At 44.8% G+C, this 20,750-nt stretch carries 23 protein-coding genes, 1 pseudogene and 1 riboswitch; of the genes and pseudogenes, 13 read left to right on the top strand and 11 right to left on the bottom strand.

Going from position 1 to position 20,750, the window contains the following annotated elements; genetic code table 11:
* Positions 1-165: 165 nt before the first annotated feature.
* On the bottom strand, positions 166-3,546 hold the full coding sequence (locus L5M18_RS18585) for a DUF748 domain-containing protein (RefSeq protein ID WP_263198173.1): 3,381 nt from the start codon (positions 3,544-3,546) through the stop codon (positions 166-168).
* 255 nt (positions 3,547-3,801) lie between these two features.
* Positions 3,802-4,182 (bottom strand): VOC family protein, encoded by a 381-nt coding sequence (locus tag L5M18_RS18580; protein WP_263198171.1) that lies wholly within the window; start codon positions 4,180-4,182, stop codon positions 3,802-3,804.
* 435 nt (positions 4,183-4,617) lie between these two features.
* On the opposite strand from L5M18_RS18580, the gene L5M18_RS18575 reads away from it, so the two are divergent.
* From L5M18_RS18575 to L5M18_RS18565, 3 genes are all read left to right on the top strand, one after another.
* Positions 4,618-5,322 carry a DUF445 domain-containing protein gene (locus L5M18_RS18575; protein WP_105253144.1) on the top strand — a complete coding sequence of 235 codons (705 nt, stop codon included), beginning with the start codon at positions 4,618-4,620 and terminating at the stop codon, positions 5,320-5,322.
* A gap of 102 nt (positions 5,323-5,424) precedes the next feature.
* Positions 5,425-5,775, top strand: a complete 351-nt coding sequence (locus tag L5M18_RS18570) for a VOC family protein (protein ID WP_105252887.1) — start codon at positions 5,425-5,427, stop codon at positions 5,773-5,775.
* The gene (locus L5M18_RS18565) at positions 5,750-5,983 is read left to right on the top strand and encodes a DUF1289 domain-containing protein (RefSeq protein WP_263198169.1); all 234 of its coding nucleotides are present in this window, start codon (positions 5,750-5,752) and stop codon (positions 5,981-5,983) included. The genes L5M18_RS18570 and L5M18_RS18565 overlap by 26 nt, the downstream gene beginning before the upstream one ends.
* A 125-nt stretch (positions 5,984-6,108) precedes the next feature.
* Here L5M18_RS18565 and cdd read toward each other — a convergent pair whose 3' ends face one another.
* Positions 6,109-6,999 carry a cytidine deaminase gene (gene cdd / locus L5M18_RS18560; RefSeq protein WP_263198168.1) on the bottom strand — a complete coding sequence of 297 codons (891 nt, stop codon included), beginning with the start codon at positions 6,997-6,999 and terminating at the stop codon, positions 6,109-6,111.
* A gap of 211 nt (positions 7,000-7,210) precedes the next feature.
* Positions 7,211-8,629 (bottom strand): exodeoxyribonuclease I, encoded by a 1,419-nt coding sequence (gene sbcB, locus L5M18_RS18555; RefSeq protein WP_263198166.1) that lies wholly within the window; start codon positions 8,627-8,629, stop codon positions 7,211-7,213.
* 176 nt (positions 8,630-8,805) lie between these two features.
* On the opposite strand from sbcB, the gene L5M18_RS23525 reads away from it, so the two are divergent.
* The 5 genes from L5M18_RS23525 to L5M18_RS18535 all read left to right on the top strand — a co-directional run bounded on the left by L5M18_RS23525 (position 8,806) and on the right by L5M18_RS18535 (position 12,662).
* On the top strand, positions 8,806-8,961 hold the full coding sequence (locus L5M18_RS23525) for an Arm DNA-binding domain-containing protein (protein WP_411569171.1): 156 nt from the start codon (positions 8,806-8,808) through the stop codon (positions 8,959-8,961).
* Between the two features lie 87 nt (positions 8,962-9,048).
* Positions 9,049-10,065, top strand: coding sequence for an IS110 family transposase (locus L5M18_RS18550; protein WP_263198163.1), 1,017 nt, complete (start codon positions 9,049-9,051; stop codon positions 10,063-10,065).
* A gap of 389 nt (positions 10,066-10,454) precedes the next feature.
* Positions 10,455-10,925 (top strand): hypothetical protein, encoded by a 471-nt coding sequence (locus L5M18_RS18545; RefSeq protein WP_263198162.1) that lies wholly within the window; start codon positions 10,455-10,457, stop codon positions 10,923-10,925.
* Between the two features lie 685 nt (positions 10,926-11,610).
* Positions 11,611-12,225 carry a hypothetical protein gene (locus L5M18_RS18540; protein WP_263198160.1) on the top strand — a complete coding sequence of 205 codons (615 nt, stop codon included), beginning with the start codon at positions 11,611-11,613 and terminating at the stop codon, positions 12,223-12,225.
* 197 nt (positions 12,226-12,422) lie between these two features.
* Entirely contained in the window at positions 12,423-12,662 is a 240-nt protein-coding gene (locus L5M18_RS18535; RefSeq protein WP_263198157.1) for a hypothetical protein, read from the top strand.
* Between the two features lie 71 nt (positions 12,663-12,733).
* Here the strand turns inward: L5M18_RS18535 and L5M18_RS18530 are convergent, their stop codons facing one another.
* From L5M18_RS18530 to L5M18_RS18520, 3 genes are all read right to left on the bottom strand, one after another.
* Positions 12,734-12,937: a helix-turn-helix domain-containing protein gene (locus L5M18_RS18530; RefSeq protein ID WP_263198155.1), complete on the bottom strand. Its 204-nt coding sequence runs from the start codon at positions 12,935-12,937 to the stop codon at positions 12,734-12,736.
* The gene (locus L5M18_RS18525; protein WP_012089916.1) at positions 12,934-13,059 is read right to left on the bottom strand and encodes a hypothetical protein; all 126 of its coding nucleotides are present in this window, start codon (positions 13,057-13,059) and stop codon (positions 12,934-12,936) included. The genes L5M18_RS18530 and L5M18_RS18525 overlap by 4 nt, the downstream gene beginning before the upstream one ends.
* A 68-nt stretch (positions 13,060-13,127) precedes the next feature.
* Positions 13,128-13,376: a hypothetical protein gene (locus L5M18_RS18520; protein WP_247651472.1), complete on the bottom strand. Its 249-nt coding sequence runs from the start codon at positions 13,374-13,376 to the stop codon at positions 13,128-13,130.
* Positions 13,377-13,382: 6 nt separating this feature from the next.
* On the opposite strand from L5M18_RS18520, the pseudogene L5M18_RS18515 reads away from it, so the two are divergent.
* From L5M18_RS18515 to L5M18_RS18505, 3 genes and pseudogenes are all read left to right on the top strand, one after another.
* A pseudogene (locus tag L5M18_RS18515) lies at positions 13,383-13,589 on the top strand (integrase); the annotation flags it as partial.
* A 60-nt stretch (positions 13,590-13,649) separates the two neighbouring features.
* Complete coding sequence (locus L5M18_RS18510) at positions 13,650-13,865, top strand: helix-turn-helix transcriptional regulator (RefSeq protein WP_263198152.1); 216 nt, start codon at positions 13,650-13,652, stop codon at positions 13,863-13,865.
* Positions 13,855-14,214, top strand: a complete 360-nt coding sequence (locus L5M18_RS18505; RefSeq protein WP_263198150.1) for a hypothetical protein — start codon at positions 13,855-13,857, stop codon at positions 14,212-14,214. The genes L5M18_RS18510 and L5M18_RS18505 overlap by 11 nt, the downstream gene beginning before the upstream one ends.
* Before the next feature lie 196 nt (positions 14,215-14,410).
* Here L5M18_RS18505 and L5M18_RS18500 read toward each other — a convergent pair whose 3' ends face one another.
* The 4 genes from L5M18_RS18500 to L5M18_RS18485 all read right to left on the bottom strand — a co-directional run bounded on the left by L5M18_RS18500 (position 14,411) and on the right by L5M18_RS18485 (position 19,313).
* Entirely contained in the window at positions 14,411-16,132 is a 1,722-nt protein-coding gene (locus L5M18_RS18500) for a potassium/proton antiporter (protein ID WP_263198147.1), read from the bottom strand.
* A gap of 241 nt (positions 16,133-16,373) precedes the next feature.
* Complete coding sequence (locus L5M18_RS18495; RefSeq protein WP_263198145.1) at positions 16,374-16,766, bottom strand: GGDEF domain-containing protein; 393 nt, start codon at positions 16,764-16,766, stop codon at positions 16,374-16,376.
* Positions 16,767-16,858: 92 nt separating this feature from the next.
* Positions 16,859-17,860 carry a sodium:calcium antiporter gene (locus L5M18_RS18490; protein ID WP_263198142.1) on the bottom strand — a complete coding sequence of 334 codons (1,002 nt, stop codon included), beginning with the start codon at positions 17,858-17,860 and terminating at the stop codon, positions 16,859-16,861.
* Positions 17,861-17,952: 92 nt separating this feature from the next.
* A riboswitch (yybP-ykoY riboswitch) is annotated at positions 17,953-18,064 on the bottom strand.
* A 358-nt stretch (positions 18,065-18,422) separates the two neighbouring features.
* Positions 18,423-19,313 (bottom strand): LysR family transcriptional regulator, encoded by an 891-nt coding sequence (locus L5M18_RS18485; RefSeq protein WP_198572231.1) that lies wholly within the window; start codon positions 19,311-19,313, stop codon positions 18,423-18,425.
* 138 nt (positions 19,314-19,451) lie between these two features.
* Between L5M18_RS18485 and L5M18_RS18480 the strand changes: the two genes are divergently transcribed.
* Positions 19,452-20,561 (top strand): MFS transporter, encoded by a 1,110-nt coding sequence (locus L5M18_RS18480; RefSeq protein ID WP_263198139.1) that lies wholly within the window; start codon positions 19,452-19,454, stop codon positions 20,559-20,561.
* Positions 20,562-20,624: 63 nt separating this feature from the next.
* A partial coding sequence (locus tag L5M18_RS18475; RefSeq protein ID WP_263196057.1) for a transposase occupies positions 20,625-20,750 on the top strand: 126 nt, incomplete at its 3' end.

The following is a 20,750-nucleotide window of genomic DNA, read 5'->3' as shown; positions in this document are numbered from 1 at the left end:
GGCACCAAGCACGGCCAACATTTTAGAGTGAATTAACAGATAGATGATTTGATTGTAGAAGTATGGTTTTTTGATTGGTTATGACACTTAGCCATAAGGTAAAAGCCCGCTAAAGTCGAACTTTAGCGGGCTTAGTTTTATATAAAAAGCAGTTAATTGGCTGAGTTATTGAGCATCAATGGTAAGGCTCACTTGGGCTGCATTCTGGGTTAAACTCACTCGGCTTTCGAGCAAGAAGATCCGCTCTGGAGCAATTTCTTTCACGTCCACAAGGTAAGCTTTAACGGCTTTTGCTCTTTCTTGGGCTAAATTACCCAACATGCCATCGTTAACATTCTGTGCTTTTACCGACAGATTATATAAAGCGATATGCCAGCGGGTGGTGATTTCGTCATCTGAAAGCTGCGCGTCTTTGGCCTCTGCGATAACAGTGTCTTTTATTTGGGCAGGATCGGCTTTAACTTCTTGTTCATAAAGCTTTACTAGCGCATCGGCAAGCGGCCCTTGGGTCGGGAATTGACTCGGACTTAAATCATCAGGTAACGCACTAAATTCAATATTGGCTAATTTAGCCAATTTACGCTTCATGATGCGCTCAGCAATGGCTTGGCTGTCATTGATGGCATCGACTTCCCCTTCAACGCTGAGCTTGAGCATAGGTCTGTCGAGTAAGGCGCTAGCGAGTTTGTCTAAACTTTTTTGCTCATCTTCACTTAGGTTGAATTTGCCTGCGGCAAAGCTTATCTTATCTAAGGTTTCGTCAGAGCCTATGAGTCCTGCTAAGAAAGTGAAGGGCGCTGTGACGGCTTTAGTGATCACATTGGTAATCGCCGTCATTATGATGCTGCCGACACTAAAGCTAGGTGAGTCTAAATCGCCAGAGACTTCCATGCCTAAATCAATCACGCCGTTACGGTCCTGCAGCAGGGCAATCGCGAGCGTGATGGGTAAGCTAGTGGCAAGGTCACTGTCACTGGGTTTACCAAGTTTCAGTTGGTCTATGACCAGATGGTTACTGCCCTTGAGCTTGTTCTTATCGAGTTGATAGTTCAACGATAACGATAGCTGCCCTTTATCTATGTAGTAACCCGCATAGGTGCCTGAGTAAGGATTGACTGAGGTTAACTCAACACTCTTAAAGACTAAATCGAGATCTAAATATGGCATATCTAGCAAAGGGTTAATATCGCCTTTTAGGGTTACAGGCGCATACTTGTCTATTTTACCTTTGATATCGACCGAGGCCTTCGTCCCTGGCGTTGACGACAAGTGAGTGATATTACCTTCAAGCAGCTCAATTCCCGAAGCAAAATTCGGAGTCAGTGAGTTATCGGCAAAGTAAGCAGAGCCTTGGCTAAAGCTAATTTTTTGAATATCGAGGCTCAGCTCAGGCGTTGTCTTGCTTGCCGTTTGCAGCTCGGTTTGTTTAGCACTGGCTGTGGTTGTGTTTTTAGTTGTCTTGCTATTTGCTGCCGGAGCCTCAACGATAAGATCGCTGATATTAGTGGTTCTATCTTTGGCTATCACCACTTTGGCGTAGGGTTGATTAAAGGCTAAGTGATCAATTTTGATTTGATTTTTCTGTTGGTCAAAATCCAGTTGATTGATATTCATCTTTTGCCATTTGACCAGTGGAGCATTACGCAATTTGTCATGAATAGCTAAATCATCGAGCTCAACACTACCACCGTAAATGGCTTTGCCTTTAGCATCGGCGGTCAGCTTGCCTGCTGAGCTTAATAGACCGCTCTTGAGCTGGATATTCACGTAGGGCGCTAAATAGGGCTGAAATTGGGTTAATGCCAGCTTATCGAGTTGGATATTGGCATCTATGGTTTCGCCCGTCACATCGACTTGGCCTTGAGAGCTCAAAGTACCTTGATCATTGAGGCTGAGTTGTAGCTCATATTCAATCGGAGCGGTTAAGGTACTCGTTATGACCTTAGTTGAAAAATTAAGCGGATACACTCGCCATTGCTGCGGTGTGGCCGTTAGCTTTTGTTCCGATAGATTAAGGTCATAGTTTTCAATATTGAGCGCATCGAGTTGCACTAACCAAGTGTCAGTTGACGTCGTTACTGGTGTTTGCTTGATTGGCAGCAGAGGATCTGCCTCAGAAGCGACTTCTGCAGCGGTTTCTTTAGTGGCATCAGTGGTGACATTTGCGGTCGCTTCTGTCTTTTGTTCTGTTTTATCACTCTCGTTAGTTGCGGCTAATTCGCTTTCCGTTGCTTTGTTTGCGCTATCGCTTGGACCAGTGGCAGTCTCTGCTATTTGACGTTTTTCTTCGACTTGCGCAACTTGTACGCGTTCTAGCGATTTAGCATCGGTTGGTTTAGCAACCGGCTGCGTAGTCGTTGTGGAGGCGCTTAACGATTTAGGCATGAATAAGCCAACAAGATCGAGCCCGTCTTGGTTCAAAATGGCACTCATTGTTAGGCCATCGCTGTGGAGTTTGTTGATATGCACTTTCTGCTGCTTCAAGTTGGCTGAAATGCCGTCGAGGGCTAACATGGGGAGCTTTACCACTGAGCGATCTTTGTCGTTAATGTTAAGTTTTTCAACAATAAACTGGCCATTGTTGCTGATGACTTGTAACTCGCCATTCTCGGCAAGATCCACTTGATACTGAGTTTTAATACTGAGCTCGCCATCCGTGAGGACGGGATTAAATTGATCGTCGATAAATCGCCATAGTGGTGTCAGTTTGAGTTTGGCGACTTGGATGTCACCCGCAACTTTTAGCGGGAACAATTGGAATTGCCCCTGCAAACTGATTTCACCAGCATGATCATCACTGAGTTGTATCGCATAGTGATTGTGCTTGATAGGCACAATGGGTGAGTCAGACGTTGATTGGGCGTTTGGTGTCGTATTATCAACTTTGTTTACTTTTATGGCTGGTGTTATCGATGCCGATGATGCCGCCATCAAATATTCAGTATCAAGGGAACTGAGTTTTAGATTGATATTGGGGTAGTTCACTTGAGCATGGGTAATTTTGTCATCGAAGTTAAATTGTCCCGCATCTAACACAAATTGGCTGAGCAGGACACGAACGGGTGAACTGGCTTCTGTGGGGGCTGTTTCTGTGCTCGTGGATGAATGCTCGTTCAGGGTCTGCAGAATATCGTCGAAGTTGAATCCAGCTTTCCCTTTTTTCTCCACGCGAATGATATGTGCGTAGGGCGCTTGTATGTGTATGTTTTCGATAACGGCGGCGCGATTAAAAACAGATCGCCAAAAGTGTATTTCGAATTGGACTTGTGCAATACCAGCAAAAGGTTTGTCGTCTTTTTCTTTAATGGCCAGTTGGTCGATTTCGACTTTGAAATTAAAAGGGTTAATGCGTATATCGCCGAGGGTGACGGGACGACCGAGCAGAGTTGAGAGTTTTTCTGGTGCCAGCGTGGTTATCGCATAGGGGAGGATTAAACCTAATGTGCAGACATAGCTAAGGTAGACTGCTGTGAGGTAAATAATCACTCGCAGGTATCTTGGGAGGGCAAAAAAAGAGTGTCTGAATTGCGATAACTGGGTCAGCATTAATATCAAGGCTCCAATGCATAAGACAGGGAAAAACTTCCATAAGTACGGACATTCTAGCGAATAATGCTAATATTTCCAGAAATTATTTATATTTTTACCAATGAAATCTTGGTATTACACAGACAATAACGTCTTCTGATCTAAGACGTTCCTGAGTGGTAACCTATCATCTACATTGATAACTACATGTGTTTCAGCCTATGGCTGATGATTTGAGTCGTCAATGCTCACCATGTTGGACGCTATTTTTGCTCAGTGATTTAAATAACTAATCGCTGCAATAATGGCGCCTTGTGGATCTTTTATCCAACAAAAACGGCCTACTTCGGGTATATCTTCAGGACCAAACAGAATATCCCCGCCAAGTTTTTTTGCGCTGATAGCGACTTGATCGACATCGTTAACGGTAATGTAGCCAGTCCAATGTGAGGGAAGCATTGGGAGCAAACTATCGGTGATCCCCCCAATGCTGACGCCCTGATTTTCAATAATATGATAATTACCGTGGGGCATTTTGACGGTTTTAAAGTGCCAGCCAAAAATCTCAGCATAGAAGTGCATAGCTTCTTCGGTATTATTGGTTGTCAATTCATGCCAACTTAACGCCCCTGCAGTGTTAAAAGCCGATTCCATAAGCGCATCCTTTATTCTATTTTGGGTAAATTTTGTGTTTTGAGCCGAGGTTAACGGTCAGTGTTCAGTACCGTCTGTATTTTGAGCCATATTTTTTGTGCGTTATCTTGATTGAGTGTAGTTGAGGTAAGTTGATAATTCACAGACGGTAAATTAAAATTTTTGCGTTTTTTAGGTCGGCAAACATTAAATTAACTTAATGTTCTACAAGGAGATTCACTTTATTTGGTGCTGGCTAATCAGCTTCTTGTGGCTCAGTGGCGCTGCGGCTTAGTTGATGGGCTTCATCTTGCCCCTCGCGCCAAGACTTAGCACTGAAAACAGATTTTAAAACGGGTTTGTTTACTGTGGTTTGAGTGTTAGACCTGACTCCCGTTAACTTGTTAATATAGGCGAGTTTTGCATCTTATCGATGCCACCTTAGGGGATATGAGATTGAATAAGAGTTTAGTGACGAATTTATTGGCGGCTGCTTTGGTCGTAGTGGGTTACCTGATGAATTCGGCAATTGTCCTGAATGTCGGATTATTTGCTTTATCGGGTGCAATTACCAACTGGGTTGCAGTTTATATGTTGTTTGAGAAAGTCCCCGGACTCTATGGTTCGGGAGTCGTGCCTTCTCGTTTTGAAGAGTTTAAGGCGGGCATTGCTCATTTGATGATGAAACAGTTTTTTACCACTGAAAATATCGACCGATTCCTGTCTGAAAAAGAAGGGCTGAGTAAAATAGACTTGGCGCCAGTGATTGAAAAGGTTGATTTAGCGCCTTCTTTTGATGCGTTAATTAGCACAGTCGCCCAATCTTCCTTTGGCGGCATGTTGTCTATGTTTGGTGGCACAGATGCCTTATTGCCGTTAAAAGAGCCGTTTATTGTAAAGATGAAAGCTTCTTTAGTTGAAATGGCACAAAGCGATGCATTTCACGAGTTGCTGAAACAAGAAATTGAACAGCCAAATGTGATGGCCGATCTGCAAACTAAAATTGCTAACATAGTGGAACAAAGATTAAACGAGTTAACACCACAAATGGTGAAACAAATCGTTCAGGACATGATCCAAACGCACTTAGGTTGGTTAGTGATTTGGGGCGGCGTGTTTGGCGGTCTGATTGGACTTGCCGCAGCTTTAATCCAAGGTTAACCTGAGTTAAAGCCGCGAATAGAATGGGAGCTTTGGCTCCCATTTTTACTTACGCATTTTATGTTCATCATTTTGTGCCCTGATTAAATAGCAAGGAAGTCTATGAACCGTCACCACAGTATCAATTATTTGGAAATCCCAAGTCGCGACATTGCGAGTTCTAAGGCCTTTTTTAGCCAGGTTTTTGGATGGACCTATGTCGATTATGGCCCTGAATACAGTTGCTTTATGGATGTCGGCATTACTGGGGGATTCTATCAAGCCGACGTGAATTTCACCCTCGCAAAAGGTTGCCCGCTGATTGTGATCTACAGCCAGAACTTAGAATTGACTCTGACGGCTGTCGTAACAGCTGGTGGCATTATCACAGCTGACATCTTTAGTTTTCCGGGAGGCCGTCGATTCCATTTTGTTGAACCTTGTGGCAATGAATATGCCGTCTGGTCAGAATGATCCTAATGTAACTCCTTGTATTCGAAATTGTTGTTTAGATCAGCAAGATATTTGTTTAGGTTGTTTCAGGCATCTTGATGAAATTTTAGCGTGGCGCGTTATGTCGGAAGTGGAGCGGCAAGCTTGTTTTATTAGGATGGAGGAGCGTAAGGGGGAGTCTCTAGCTAAGTTCAATGACGTGGTTAGTAGAAGACAGGATGGAGTATGATTAGCCGTCAGAATTGCTTACGATAATTGATTTTTAAGCTTTAAGTGGATAATCGAACGGCGAAATACGCATTAACGTATTTCGCCGTTGGCATTTTGAAGCACCTTGGCATCTTGAAGCAGACGTTACACTGGATCTACCACTATGTGCTCAAGTTCGATGGCGGCAACGGTATGGAGCGCATCCATAGTCGCGCCAACTAAGCTGATTTTTCCTTGAGATGACTCAATTAAAACCGCACGGCTGATATCGCTAAACTCACGATTGTGGCGCGCCAGATTTGATAAGGCCATCTGCATAGGCAGCATAGAAGGATTGAATGCCGCATTTTCTGCGTAGCGACCACAATAGGTTGCGCCATCATGGGTTTCTAATACCACAGCGGCAAAACTTTGGGTGTAAGGTGCATAGCTTAAACCTGCATGATCTAAGCCTTCTATGATCATAGGATCGGCACTGTCTAGAGCAAATTCAGTTTGTTGCTTGGCCATTAAGGGCGAAGTGACATTTAAGTCTTTTGGCCCAAAAGCATAGGGTAAATAATAGGCCAGAGGATGGCTTTCCTGTGCGGGTAGATGAATGCAGATCTTGCTCCCTTCAACCAGTTCATTCATAAACTGACGACAATGACCGCAAGGACTGGCATTAACTATGATATCAACAATTTGGCTTTCACCACTGAGCCATGCGTGGCTGATAGCGCTTTGTTCTGCATGGACAGAATGAAATAACGCTTCACCGGGTAATTCTAAGTTGGCCCCCATGTAGATATCGCCACTTTTACCTTTGGCTATCGCGCCGACATAAAACTCACTGATAGGCGGTTTGGCCAATGCCGCTGCTATCGGCAGTAATGCTAATAACACTTCTGCTTCGGTCATTTTGCTTGCACTTGTTAGCGTAGCAAGTTGCTGCGCATCAATGTATCCAGCAAAATTCTGGTGCAACATTGGGATAAGTGCATCGGCTAACGGCGTTGGCAGTTGGGTTATGCTACGAATGAATCTATCTTGCATTTCCCTATTCCTTATTTGTTAAGTTCATGGAAGAACATTCTAGTAATTTTGTTACAGCATAAATGCGAGTTAGCTCGCGTTTATACGCTGTCAATGTCAGTGCTATCGAGAGTGATAAACTTATGTTACTCACGTATAGAGTGAGTCTATTGGTGCACACAAATAAGCTTAAGACTATAAAACAAAAGACTTAAGCTTGAATTTACACAACTTAAAGTTCACGCAAATAATGACAAAGGGCAGCAAGTAGCTTTTGCTTAGTCTCATCCGCTTGTGTTTCTTGTAGCAAATTTTCTAATTTAAGTACGTAGTCTTGATCGGCTAAGCGACTTTGACAGAATTCACGCCAGCGCTGCGACTCTGTATCATCGAGTAGTTCAGGGTAATTACGGGCGCGGTAACGAAACAGCATCTCAGGAATACGTGGATCATCAAACTGCAAATCTAACGCCGCTAGATTTTGCGGTAGGGTATGACGGATGATTTCCATTTTTGCTTTATCAGCTTGGCTAAAGAACCCACCAGAATACAGCATCAAATCGGGATCTGTGGTCACTCTGCTGTCATCGTGCTCAAATAATAGCGCCAGTTTTTCGCGTAATTCTGGGTGACGTTTTAGGCGTTTATACTGCTCTCTGGCAAATTCTTTATCTATGCCTAAACGAACGGCATGCTCATCACTGAGGATTTTTGCCGAGGTGATAAAAGGGCACTTATTAAGATGAATTTGTTTTACTGCGATAGGTAATTCATCTTCGGCAAGATCGGCTCTTGACGTATACATGCGCGTTTTAATTTGCTCGACATCTAGCTCGAATAGCGGCGTTAAATCCATGGCTAAATTAACGCAAATAATGGCATTTTTGTTAGTAGGATGGTGCGCTACGGGTGAAATCAACGTTGCACAACCATTGCGCGCACTAATTTTAGAGCTCACGTGAACCAAAGGCTGCATATTGAGCACATCGATTTGATCGCTAACCGCTTGCTTACGGCGCAGGTCAAAATAGTACTGATATAACTTAGGCTGTTTCTCGCGAATGAGTTTTGCCATGGCGATGGTTGCATACACATCAGACATAGCATCATGGGCTTTCTCATGGCTTAAACCATTCGCTTGGGTCAGATGTTCTAGCTTAAAACTCGGAGAGCCATCTTCCTTTGTCGGCCAGTTAATACCTTCAGGCCTAAATGCGTAACAAGCGCGCACTAAATCAATGATATCCCAACGAGAGTTGCCATTTTGCCATTCACGGGCATAGGGATCGATAAAGTTCCGATAAAAGCCATAACGGGTCACTTCATCGTCAAAACGCAGTGAGTTATAACCTGCAACACAAGTGTTTGGTTGGCTAAATAGCGCTTGAATTCGTCCCATAAACTCAGTTTCAGGGATGCCTTTTAAATTAGCTAACTGTGGAGTGATCCCTGTGATTAATATTGCTTCCGGAGACGGCAAATAATCAGTGGCTTGCTTACAATAGAATGTCTCAGGCTCGCCGATGATATTGAGATCTAAATCCGTGCGAATGCCAGCAAATTGCGAGGGTCTGTCTTTCGCTGGGTTCGCTCCAAATGTTTCGTAGTCGTGCCAAAAAATCGACCCTGCTTTATCGTCTTTCATCTTCATTTATTTTCGTTCTCTAAAGCATGTAACTTCATGTTATCAGTAGTTAAATTGCTTTAATTGGATTCGTTGTCATTCACATCAATTTAGTATGCAGCTCTTCGATGTGAGTACATAATCTGTATATATTGGGTTCTGCGTCAGATTAGCTAAAATCACATGTACACAGGGTAATTAAAATGTCTTTATCTGACAATTGGTTACGTGCAATAAACGGCAATCCATATTTAGAGAAACCAGAGCTTGCAGACCGCGACGGCTTAAGCGTTCGTATTATCCCTGCAGGGACTATAACATGGCAGTATCGATTTAGGATTGATAATCAACATGGATAATGGAATGGACCCATCCACTTTTAATCGGCCTCGCAATGGGCCACGATGTAGTCGCTAAAACTCATCAGAAAGAGGACGGGTCCACTTATGAAGATTACTACAATTGGTTTAGATATCGCAAAGTCTGTTTTTCATCTTGTTGGTGTCGATAAAGCTGGCAAGTTAATTAAAAAGAAAATGCTTAGACGCAAAGACTTGCTTCCCTTTCTTGCTCAAATTGAGCCGTGCCTAATTGTGATGGAAGCCTGTGGTGGAGCAAATTACTGGGCCAGAGAATTTGAGCTGTTGGGCCATAACGTCAAGCTAATCGCACCTCAATTTGTGGTGCCTTTTCGGCAAGGTAATAAAAATGACTACAACGATGCCTTAGCCATCGCTGAAGCTGCGCAGCGACCCAACATGCGGTTTGTAAAACCCAAAGGCGTCGCGCAGCAAGATGTGCAACTGCTCCACCGCATGCGCGAACGATTAACTAAACAATCAACCGCCTTAATCAATCAAGTCAGAGGGATGTTAGCGGAATACGGCATTGTGATGACCAAAAGTAAATCGGCTTTTAAAGTACAGTTCCCAGATATTTTAGCGGATGAAACCAATGCGCTGACTACCAAAGGTCGGGCCATTTTTTATCAGTTATATGAAGAATTTAGTGATATAGAAAAACGGCTTAAGGGTTGTGACGTTCAAGTGCTCACTGAAACTAAGAACAATGTGATTTGCCAGCGTTTAGAAACTATCCCTGGTATTGGCCCAGTCACCGCTACTGCCTTTTATGCCGCCGCAGGTGATGGTAAAGACTTCACTAATGGCAAGCACTTTTCAGCTTGGTGTGGCTTGGTTCCCAAACAACACAGCAGCGGAGGTAAAGATAACCTCCTTGGGATAAGCAAGCGGGGAAATGCGTATTTACGCACCCTGTTCATCCACGGCGCCAGAGCGGTGTTACAGCACAGTTGTCATAAACAGGATAAATTTAGTTGCTGGGCAATCCAGTTAGCAGAACGCCGAGGTTTTAACCGAGCCTGTGTAGCCGTCGCCAATAAACTCGCGAGAATGGCATGGGTTATCGCGGCGCATGACGAAGAATATCGACTTCCAGTATAGTGCTGAATAGATTCAATAAATGCTAATAATTAACCAGCCAGCAAGTTGCTAAGACACTTGATTTGATGATGAGACAGTCAGACTGATCTACTGAAAACCTTAGTCGGGCATAGGCTCATAATGAAGCCGCAAGGATGATAAGGACAGTAGAAGCAGATATCCATCAGGGCCAGAGGAATCCCTCAATAACAGGCCGGATATATGGGTGCAATGAACTCTTCTCAAAATCGCTATCGAATGTCTTGCAAACCGGATGGGTCCATATATGCTCCCTTGGTCGTTATCCTGATTTGAAACTAGCTGACACAAGGAAACTGATCCCTGAGTTACGGAACTCAGTGGCAAATAATATAGATCCACGTGTGTTTTGGAAACAGTGCAACACATTTGTGGACCAGACAACCCTGAGGGATTGCAGTGAACAGTTTTTATCGGCGCGAAGTGCAGCACTTAAGCCGGGCACTGTTGCTACGTACCAATCCTGCTTTAGAGCACATCTCTATGATGCCTTTGCTGATCGCAAAGTCGAAAGTATCACACTCGGCGAGTGGATAGATTTTTTCGATAAAAAGGCAATTCATAGTAGAGTCACCGCAGGCGCGATACTCAAACAATTAAAGACGGTGCTTAGCTGGTCCGTTCGCCGGCAAATGATATCGCTTGTTGATGTCCTTCAACTACGAGTCAGTGATGTGGGCTCCGCGCCCAAAGTCGGTTCGCGAGTACTCACCATTCTAGAGTGTGGCAAAATCATCCGTGAGCTTGATAAATGTCGCGCGCCCAAAGCAGTAACCAATGCCATCAAGGCATGTTTACTAACGGGGGCGTATATCAGAAATATTAAAATCCAAACGGGCTGATTTTGACCTTGAGTCGATGGTCTGGACCTTCCGATAAATAATAGCAAAACTAATTTGTCAATCCGGAGGCCAATCAGTCCCGCCTTATTCGACATATTACAAGAACAGTGGAACCTCTATCACTCGCCATGGAGTTTTCCCGCAGCAAACGATCTTAAGTGCCCAGGCAACATCGCTTCAGTAAATAAGCTGGTCCGCGAGATCAAACTAAGACTAGAAATCCCTGACTGGCGTATTCAGGATTTTAGACGCACATTATCGACCAGAATGTTAGAAGCTGGGGTGTTGCCCATGTGGCAGAGAAGATGCTAGGCCATCTATTAGGCGGGGTGATGGCGGTGTACAACAAACATGATTGGTTAGATGATCAAGCTGAGGCCTATGAAAAATGGACAAATAAGCTGAGATTGGCAGCTCTGGGTGATAGCAAAATAGTCGTGTTAGAAAGAAGGGGTTAGGCATGTTTGTCGCTGACAGCAGAAAATGGTGAGCTTATTTAGTATGTAAATCAGTTGCGTTACAGTGCAGCAGAAACACCCCTTTGTAATTAGGTGCATTGGAGCTCAATTCGACACAAGGTAAACTGTTATCTGTTCAATATTAGCTTTATTTATGGTTTAGTCATTTCAACTCAATTAATCATGTACTTGGCACAGTGTTCGGATTAACGTTAAGCAAGGACGTCATGGAACTAAAATTTTTAATCACGCGGGAACAGTTAATCACAATCGCGGAAAGAATAAATTCAGCACGCATTGCAAAGAATGCTCGTTTAGCTAAGTGGTTATATGCCCTTATCATTCGTGCATTACTCCTATGGATCCCGTTATTATCCCCGTTACTAATGTTTTATTTTTTCGTAGAAATTCACACCCCAGAGACATATATCGCAATCGCAATTTGCGCTATCACTTACCTTCTTGTGTGGAAATTTGTATTAAAAAACATCGCCGAAAATCAAGCTAACAAATTTGCAGGCAAGATAACCACTCTGGATCGAACGATTGAAAATACAACCTTACAGAGCCTTGCGAGCCTAGAAGGGTGCCATACAGTGACCGCCACAGCCTCGATGCTAACGTTTGTGCCCCCTTGCGGTAAATCCATCACCATACCGTGGAAAAAGTTTTGTGCTTTCAAGCAAGACGATGATTTTTATTATCTTACCATCTGTAATCTGATGATGTTTAAAGCCACTTATTTAATAGCCAAAAACGGTGACACAACAGAAACCGCAGGTTATCAAGCAGGTTTAGAGTACATAACGTCTCGGCTGCAGCCCGATAGAATGGGACGGTAAAACATCAAAATATCGCATGAATGATTCAATCAGTTCACTATTGCCACTAACGCGATTGTTGTTGAACATCCAGCGAAGTGAGCCTTTGTTAAAAGTCACATTTGAACTAACCTTAAAAATGATGAACTGATCGCTACAGCCTTCTTTTAGGGGCTGCTAGATGCAGTTTTTCAGCTCATTAAAACGCTATGTTATCAATGACGATGTATAGCTTTGTTAGAAACGTCAATGGCCTAAGCTGGTTTGGAGCCATAGTTGCTGCGGTATCATTCATCGCGACAGTGGTCGCATGGATATCAACCGATGGTGTCTTGTTAATTGCCCAAATAGTACTGGTCGGCACAGGACTCGCCGCTATCATCGCTGATGCTGTAGCAGTAGGCACTAACTGTGGTAGTAAAGGCTGTAATGTCGAAGGCGATGAGTTTATGGCCTAACAGTCCATCGATAAAGGTCTAAAAATAAAGCCCCAAAAATGGGGCTTTATCTTAAGGCTTAATAAATCAATTCAAGCCGCGACTTGCTGTTTTTCATCCCACTTATCGAGCGACGCTTTTAAGTAATGGCGGCCATTATGGATAGCGTCGTTTCTCCGCCACTTCCAAAGCGTGGCTGATGAGCTAATCCGGTAGCGCGTCATGACTTCCTTAGTGGTAAGAAAGAGCGGCTCTTGTATTTGTTGATCCACGGTCGATTGGGCCGAAATCATCATTTACCTTCCTTTGCCAATTCCTCGGCGAGTCGTTTTAAAAATTGTTGGCAGCTGCCGGCTTGTTTGCGGGGCAGGGTGTACCACTGGCGTAAAGCGTCTTTGATGACTGCAGATTGCTTCATGCCGATTCTCCTTGGTGCTGGGCAGAGTTTGGTATGTTTGCCATGCAGGCAAATCAGTGTTTGATTCGCTAATCAAGCTCGCCAGCCTTGTTATAGGACACTGAGCCGCCAATTTGATTGCCCTCAAAAGTGAATATCGCAGTGCAATATACCTGTGGATGATATGCACCGTTAAACGCCGTGAAGGTGAGAGCAGGGCGCAGTGATAACAGTCGCTGTTTAAAGGCTTCGGCCTTAGCATTGTGCTGCGCAATGTCAGCTTGCTTTTGTGAATGGCCCGCCGCGTTGCAATAAAACGCCTCGCCGATGCAGATCACCGCTTCAATGTCCGTCGTATGAGCGTTTTGTTCCCTTACGATGTAGGGCCGGTGAGCATTCGCACTGCGCAATATTGGAGTGAAACGATTCGGTTTAAGGCATTTACCTCCCACACACACTTAATCACACTGGGGCTTGATGATGTGGCGCCCGAGATTATGCGCCAATCGACCACTGAGACGGACGAGCCAATGTTAGTGGGGGGGTTATGACGATGACAATAATAATTAGAAATAAAACGAGTGAGTTATGGACTTCACGCAGGAGGATTTATGGCTAATCGCGCCGCGGATGTATTGAAAGTAGGGCGCAGTTTACGGGGCATGACCCAAGACGAAGTGGCTGAGATTTACGGCATTAGTCGTAACACTTATCAACGTTGGGAAAATGGCCGTACTACTGCGCCCTATGACGATGTGACATCGATATGCCTTGATGTGTTTAAGCTTTCGATTGAGAAGATAAATGAGGTGGCCAATGGGCTTTAGCGATGAACCCGAGCAGATGATGAACATTAAGGCACTGCGGTTAGGGCTGTATCGCTGGGGCCGTTATTGGGTGTACCAAGAATTGGGCAAGGGGTTTTCGAACCGCAGCGCCTGCGACCGTTTAGGCGAAGCATTGGGCGGTGGCAACTTAAAGCATGAACTCAACGTGCCTGCCCATGTCGCGCATTATGACCACCTCGTTGAGCAGTTATCCATAAACTGCAAACGTGCTATTCGCGCCCATTACCTGTGCAAAGAGCAGTGGGCCTTAATGGGATTTGACAGCAAAAAGTCCTACATCTTCTGGCTAAGAAAAGCCGAAATGGCACTGCTAGATAGAATGAATTAGAAAGAACGCCCTCTTACGAGGGCTGGCGGGTTAGCCGGTTGTCCACCAAGACTGCTAACCCGTTGACCGGATTTTATCAAAGGTTCGGACAGATACCTATGCGAAATCATTCGCGATTAAATGATGCACTGAGCTTAGGTGTGATCTCTATATTGATCACAATGAAACTAGGCTTTTACAAATGATTGTTTTGGTATCAGTTTTCATTGGCTGAGTTCGGTACGATACCCACTGTCGCAATCCTCGAACCCACCATCTCACGAACATGCAATATTACTTCACCAAAATCTTTACTTGCACCTAAGGTCGGCTCGTCAGTCAAGCTCTGACGTAGCACTTCATCTAATGACAAATTATCATTAGCAGAGAGTTCAATACCGTAGGAGTGCTTTAAATCTGCTACTTTGGTGTAGCCTTTCAACTTCAATTCACTCGTAGGTAATTCATAATGATTGACTTCTGCAACACCAGAGCAAACCAGATCAACAAACTCACGCACATCGGGCTTCATCACAATAAATAAATGATCGCCAGCATACAGGAAGGTTGATCCCCTAGGTGGAATTACATTGTTTCCTCTGGTTATCATCGCCACTACTGTACCGTCAGGTAAAGCCATTTGGGATAAACGGCGACCAGAAGCGCGTGAGGTATCGCCCAATTGATACTCGACAATGTCAGCATCCACATCGCCTAAAGCAGTAATTTCCAGTGTCGCTGCAGGTGTCGCAGGAGGCGGTTCCGTAAGTCCTAAAGCGCGTGCAACCCAGGGTAATGTTGACCCCTGTATTGTCGCTGAAATTAACACGACGAAAAACACTACGCTAAAAATAAGACTGGCACCTGGCAGGCCATAAATCAGCGGATATATAGCCAGAATAATAGGCACCGAACCACGTAACCCAACCCAGGATACTAGGGTAATTTCACGTGCATTAAAGCCAAAAATCTTCAGTACAGGGATTACCGACAAGGGTCGCGCGATTAAGGTCAGGACGATTGCAATCATCAGTCCTTCCTGCCAGACATCCAGCAAAGATAAAGGATTAATCAGCAAGCCTAAAAAAACAAACATAACAATCTGACCTAACCATGCCAAACCATCGTGAAATAAAAAGGTACTGCGCTGAAAAACAAAACGACTATTTCCTATCACCACACCAGCGATAAAAATAGCTAAAAAGCCGCTGCCGCCAAGATTAGCTGCTACGCCAAAGGACAGTAAACCAAATGCCGCGACCATCACTGGATATAATCCAGAGGTCGTCAGATGGATACGATTAATTATACGTACTGATAACCAGCCTGCCGCTAAACCCACTGCGGAGCCGATACCCATTTGCTGGATAAACAGCATCAATAATCCAGTCCCTGGTTCAAGCCCTTTGACCATGACCTCCAATAAGCCAACTGTTAAAAAAATTGCCATAGGATCGTTAGTCGCACTTTCAATTTCTAATGTGGCTTTAAGGCGTGGGTTGATATGAATACCTGCATTACGCAGTAATGAGAAAACAGCGGCGGCATCGGTTGAACCAACAATGGCACCAATCAGTAAACCGTAAAGTAAGGAAACATCTAGAATATAAGCAGCTGCAGCACCAGTGATCATGGCAGTCACCAATACGCCTAAAGTCGCTAACACAGAAGCAGGCTTCCACACTTGCTTAATCGACGCGATGGGTGTTTGCAAACCACCATCAAACAAAATAATGGCTAAAGCTAAAGACCCAAGCGCGTGAGCAATTTGTGCATTATCAAAAACAATACCTCCAGGGCCATCCTCACCAGCTAACATGCCCACCATGAGAAAGAGCACCAGTACGGGTAAACCCAATCTCGCAGACAATTTACTGGATAAAATACCAAGAATAATCAAAATCGCGGCGAGGAGAATAATTTGATCGATCACAAACATAAATAGTTTCTCTTTAATTAATGTAGGGAAATTAAACCACTACAGAGCTTTCAATGACTGCGCCAGCTCTGAAAAGATACTTCACTAAGCCTAATTGTCAGTTAGAAATCGTCAAATGCATGATGCATTTTGGTCTTGTAGTCAATGATTCTATTTATCCAAACACTACATGATTCATCTCACATTTCAACTTTGATAATTTCAAAAATCAAAATTTACGATTGGCACTCAATAATGCTGTTTACCGTAGCAAGGTGGCCCTGCTGACTTGATTACGTCCATGCTTTTTAGCTAAGTATGATTGCTTATCTGCGGATTCAATAAGCGTTTGCCATTTCAAATGCCGATGAGATTGAATACGCACAACGCCAGTTAATGGTGACCGCTTGGAAACTAGAGTAAATGTAAAGCGAGCACTGCGTTGACGATGAGGTATGTTCATAGCGCCTAAATGCTGAGTATCCGGTAATAGACAAATAAATTTCTCACCACCATAGTGCGCAACCAAATCGTTCGGGTGGTATATCGCTGTGCGTAGTGCTTTTGTGACGATATATATACATTGATCATCACTACTGATGGTCACAAGGATCGCTGAAAAGTTTAATTCATTTAAATCAATTTTTTGCAACATTTACAAAATTTAACATTACACTCATGGCGTGTTGGGCAAATTTAGCCAAATAGGAACGCCGTACCACACGGCGTTCTCTGACACTTTGCTCCTTAGAGAGGGAAGTAGAACGCAATCAGCAAGGCAAATATGCCGTACAATGAGCTTACTGCGACCAATGCACGCGCATCGACAACGCCTCGTCGAAATAGCTGCCATAAAAAAATAATAGCCAAAGCAGTAATGACTCCTGCCGCCATCAGTGGGCCATCAAAAAGCCATGGCGTAAAGAAGATACCCAACGCACTGGGAATCGTTGCCTGAATCATCATGGCACCAGAAATATTGGCCAATGCCAAGCGTTCCTTTCCTTGCCGTATCCATATGAGTGTGTTCATCATCTCGGGCAGCTCCGTCGCCACCGGACTCAGCAGCAATGCTACCAAGTGTGGTGACCATTGTAGCGCTGTGCCAATGGCCTCAAGTTGACCTACAAATATATGGGATGCAATGCCTATAACTATCAGGGACAACACGGCTTGCAGCGCCGCCCATTTTAACGATGGCTCCGTCATGGAAGGTTGAATTTTTAGAGGTTCAATCTCTTCTTCAGGCGCTGTGTCGCTCTCCTGAATTTCACGCCAGACATAGATTGCGTAGGCGGCGAGAAACAAGACACCCAGCCACGGCTTGATGGCAAAGGCGATTAGGCCAAGTGCCACTTTCACTACAAACACTGCGAGAAAGGCGAGCTGGTCGTGACTCATACGGGCGTGATCGGCACGTACATGATACGTTTCCCGTTGAAGGCGGCGATGGTGGTAAATCAGTGCCAAGCCGACTACTGCATAGGCTAAGGTAGCGAGAACGAGCGGACCGCCCATGGCTGCGCCGACGCCAATGTCTTTTTGCTCTGGTGTTTTGCCGAAGACAACGGCAATGAAGGTCACCGCTGTTTCAGGTAGTGCTGTACCGAAGGCAGCAAGTACTGAACCCACTGCTGTCGCGCCAAGATTCAAACGGCGGCCGAACCATTCGATGCCGTTGACGAAGTATTCGCAGGCCAAATAAATGGTACCTGCTGAGATGAAAAACAGAGTAAGAGTAAGGATCATGTGAGCAATCCGGCCGGGCGAGCAATAATCCAATGGCACGACAACACTGCTCGCCCGGCTGGGAAAGCGTATTGCGGCCAAAGGTCTCGCCTGGCTCTCCGCATTCGCAGAGGCTGACCACGCCATGAGGTGTTAGACCTCAATTTTGTTGACGTGGACTCCTTAGTGGGAGGCTAAGGATGACTACTCCCCAATGACAATGGGGGCATTTTACCGTTCTTGCAGGTAAATGTCGCCATTAGGTTTTAGTGTACTTTTATTTTCTTTTTTCTGAAGTGACCCATTTCTAGAATTCACAAACTTGGTTTTAGGCTAAAAAACCGTTTTTACTCCGCGATGTTTTCGCAACTTTGCGTATCAGCGACATCGCATATCAAGTTCTTGGGGTCGTTTCTAGAACAATAATCGGTGCTAGACAGCTCGTATAATTTCTATCATCTGTTTGGATGATGTTGAGCACAATCACATTTTGTATTGAATATCAGCATAATGCTATGTAGTGGCTTTTATCTGACAAGTCCAAATCAGTCGTCCATAAAATTACCAAAACTGTAATGCACTATCACGACATGCGCAGTGCTTCGGCGACTAGTGTAAAAGCGGGGGAGGGTTGGCGGCGACTGGGGTAATACAGATAATAGCCGGCAAAAGACTGGCTCCAGTCTTCTAGTACTTTGACTAAACGCCCTTCTTTGATATGGGGTTCAAACTCTGCTTCAGGCAGGTAAGCTATACCATTGCTTTGCAAGGCTGCATCGACTATGTGGTGCGATGCGTTAAAGATAAGTTGGCCGTCCACATGCACATTCAATTGCTTGCCGTTTTTTTCAAATTCCCATACATACAAACCACCGTGGGTCGGGAAGCGAATGTTAATGCAATTATGCTCGATAAGATCCTGCGGGTGTTTGGGGATGGGGTGCTGTGCAAAATAAGCGGGAGTCGCCACGGCCGCCATTGTTTGATGGGGGCCGATAGGGATCGCGATCATGTCTTTATCTATGGTATCGCCTAAGCGGATGCCGGCATCGAAACGATCTGCAACTATGTCCCTAAAGCCATAATTCACATCGAATTCTATTTTAATATCGGGATAATTGTGGAGTAACGGCGACAGTTTTGGGATGAGTAAGGTTCGCAGCACGAAATCACCGCAGGTAATCCTGACTGTTCCGGCAGGTTTATCACGCATGGCCGTTAGTGCATCCAGCTCGGATTCAATTTCATCAAATCGATTACCTATTGCATGTAACAGGCGTTCGCCAGCCACTGTCGTCGATACGCTGCGGGTGGTGCGCGTTAACAGCCTGATTTCAAGTCGGGTCTCTAAACCACTGATCGCTTGGCTCAGTGCTGATTGGGTGACACCGAGCAAGGCGGCGGCTCGGGTAAAACTGCCTTCGCGAGCGACGGTGACGAAGCATAAAAGGTCGTTCAGATTCCGTTTCATCATACTGTTTTCTATACCACTTTGATTAGCTGAGCTAATAAGCTCTATAAGCATTCATTAGCTAGTAAGGTTCCAGTGCATTTGAAACAATAGCTACCACAAAGTCAATCAGATTTAAATTTAACCATTGATAGGTATGTAATGACCACTCAGGTATGCGAAACGTTAGAACCATGCTGTGCGATTCAGCAAGCGAGTCAACAACAAACGGCAAATTGGAGTGGCGTGCTGGCGATGTCGTTATGCGTGTTTGTCTTGGTCGCCTCGGAATTTATGCCTGTTAGTTTGCTGACACCGATTGCCGCGGATTTGAATGTGAGTGAAGGATTGGTCGGGCAGGGCATTGCTATATCTGGTTTTTTTGCCGTGTTAACCAGTTTGAGTATCGCATCAATCGCTAAAGATACGGATCGCAGGTCACTCCTACTTGGGCTCATATCGTTAATGCTGGTATCGGGCATTGTGATTGCTTATGCCCCTAACTACTTAATTTATATGCTGGGCCGCTCTTTGATTGGTGTCGTGATTGGTGGATTTTGGTCTTTGTCTGGCGCGTCGGCGATCCGTCTGGTGCCAACGGAGAAGATCCCTAAAGCCTTGGCGATATTCAATGGTGGCAACGCGCTGGCTATGGTGATTGCTGCGCCGCTGGGTAGTTACCTTGGTGCGCATATTGGCTGGCGAGGTGCCTTTTTCGGCTTGGTGCCCGTCGCGCTTATTGCGTTTGTGTTTTCTCTATTAAACAAGCCTTTGGTTCGATTGGGGATGTTGGCAATTGTGTTGTTCTTTATGGGGCAGTTTGCGCTGTTTACTTATGTGCGTCCGTTTCTGGAAACCGCTATCCACGTAGAGAGCAATAACTTGTCGTTCATTTTGCTGGTGATGGGTGTGGCGGGTTTTATGGGGACGCTGCTTGTCAGTGTGTTTTTGAAAAATAATCTCTACCGCACGTTAATCTTTATTCCGTTGGTGATGGCGGTAATTGCTTTAGCGTTAATCCTGTTTAGCGATAGCAGTGTTGCCGTAACGACGCTGCTTGCATTGTGGGGCGGCGTTGCTACTTCGGCGCCCGTTGCATGGTGGACTTGGCTTGCGCGAACTATGCCGGATGATTCTGAAGTCGCTGGCGGCTTAATGGTGGCGGTTATCCAATTGGCTATCGGGCTGGGCTCAACCTTAGGCGGTGTTCTATTTGATTGTCATCCCCAAACCACCGCCTCTGGCGGTGGTGATTGTTCCTTGAGGCTATAGCCTGAATTACGCCCATGCTAAAAGAGACTTCTTATTCACCACAAGTAAGAGGAAACGAAAAGCATGGGCGATTATAGAAGTTCATCACATGTTTATTGGCGTTGCAAATATCATATTGTTTGGACTCCGAAGTACCGTTTTAAAATATTAAAAGGAAACCTTGGTAAGGAGTTATACAGGTCAATTTAT

This window comes from Shewanella sp. SM20, assembly GCF_025654545.1.
Taxonomy (GTDB): Bacteria; Pseudomonadota; Gammaproteobacteria; order Enterobacterales; family Shewanellaceae; genus Shewanella; species Shewanella oncorhynchi.
This window is presented reverse-complemented; position numbering and strand designations above follow the sequence as displayed.

Excerpts from the sequence above, each read along its gene's own strand:
- L5M18_RS18500 (WP_263198147.1), bottom strand. The coding sequence starts at position 16,132 with ATGTTTGTGATCGATCAAATTATTCTCCTCGCCGCGATTTTGATTATT.
- L5M18_RS18570 (WP_105252887.1), top strand. The coding sequence starts at position 5,425 with ATGAACCGTCACCACAGTATCAATTATTTGGAAATCCCAAGTCGCGAC.
- L5M18_RS18530 (WP_263198155.1), bottom strand. The coding sequence starts at position 12,937 with ATGATGATTTCGGCCCAATCGACCGTGGATCAACAAATACAAGAGCCG.
- L5M18_RS18535 (WP_263198157.1), top strand. The coding sequence starts at position 12,423 with ATGACGATGTATAGCTTTGTTAGAAACGTCAATGGCCTAAGCTGGTTT.
- L5M18_RS18580 (WP_263198171.1), bottom strand. The coding sequence starts at position 4,182 with ATGGAATCGGCTTTTAACACTGCAGGGGCGTTAAGTTGGCATGAATTG.
- L5M18_RS18490 (WP_263198142.1), bottom strand. The coding sequence starts at position 17,860 with ATGATCCTTACTCTTACTCTGTTTTTCATCTCAGCAGGTACCATTTAT.
- L5M18_RS18485 (WP_198572231.1), bottom strand. The coding sequence starts at position 19,313 with ATGATGAAACGGAATCTGAACGACCTTTTATGCTTCGTCACCGTCGCT.
- sbcB (WP_263198166.1), bottom strand. The coding sequence starts at position 8,629 with ATGAAGATGAAAGACGATAAAGCAGGGTCGATTTTTTGGCACGACTAC.
- L5M18_RS18565 (WP_263198169.1), top strand. The coding sequence starts at position 5,750 with ATGAATATGCCGTCTGGTCAGAATGATCCTAATGTAACTCCTTGTATT.
- L5M18_RS18585 (WP_263198173.1), bottom strand. The coding sequence starts at position 3,546 with ATGCTGACCCAGTTATCGCAATTCAGACACTCTTTTTTTGCCCTCCCA.
- L5M18_RS18505 (WP_263198150.1), top strand. The coding sequence starts at position 13,855 with ATGGGCTTTAGCGATGAACCCGAGCAGATGATGAACATTAAGGCACTG.
- L5M18_RS18510 (WP_263198152.1), top strand. The coding sequence starts at position 13,650 with ATGGCTAATCGCGCCGCGGATGTATTGAAAGTAGGGCGCAGTTTACGG.
- L5M18_RS18495 (WP_263198145.1), bottom strand. The coding sequence starts at position 16,766 with ATGTTGCAAAAAATTGATTTAAATGAATTAAACTTTTCAGCGATCCTT.
- L5M18_RS18525 (WP_012089916.1), bottom strand. The coding sequence starts at position 13,059 with ATGAAGCAATCTGCAGTCATCAAAGACGCTTTACGCCAGTGGTACACC.
- cdd (WP_263198168.1), bottom strand. The coding sequence starts at position 6,999 with ATGCAAGATAGATTCATTCGTAGCATAACCCAACTGCCAACGCCGTTA.
- L5M18_RS23525 (WP_411569171.1), top strand. The coding sequence starts at position 8,806 with ATGTCTTTATCTGACAATTGGTTACGTGCAATAAACGGCAATCCATAT.
- L5M18_RS18540 (WP_263198160.1), top strand. The coding sequence starts at position 11,611 with ATGGAACTAAAATTTTTAATCACGCGGGAACAGTTAATCACAATCGCG.
- L5M18_RS18550 (WP_263198163.1), top strand. The coding sequence starts at position 9,049 with ATGAAGATTACTACAATTGGTTTAGATATCGCAAAGTCTGTTTTTCAT.
- L5M18_RS18480 (WP_263198139.1), top strand. The coding sequence starts at position 19,452 with ATGACCACTCAGGTATGCGAAACGTTAGAACCATGCTGTGCGATTCAG.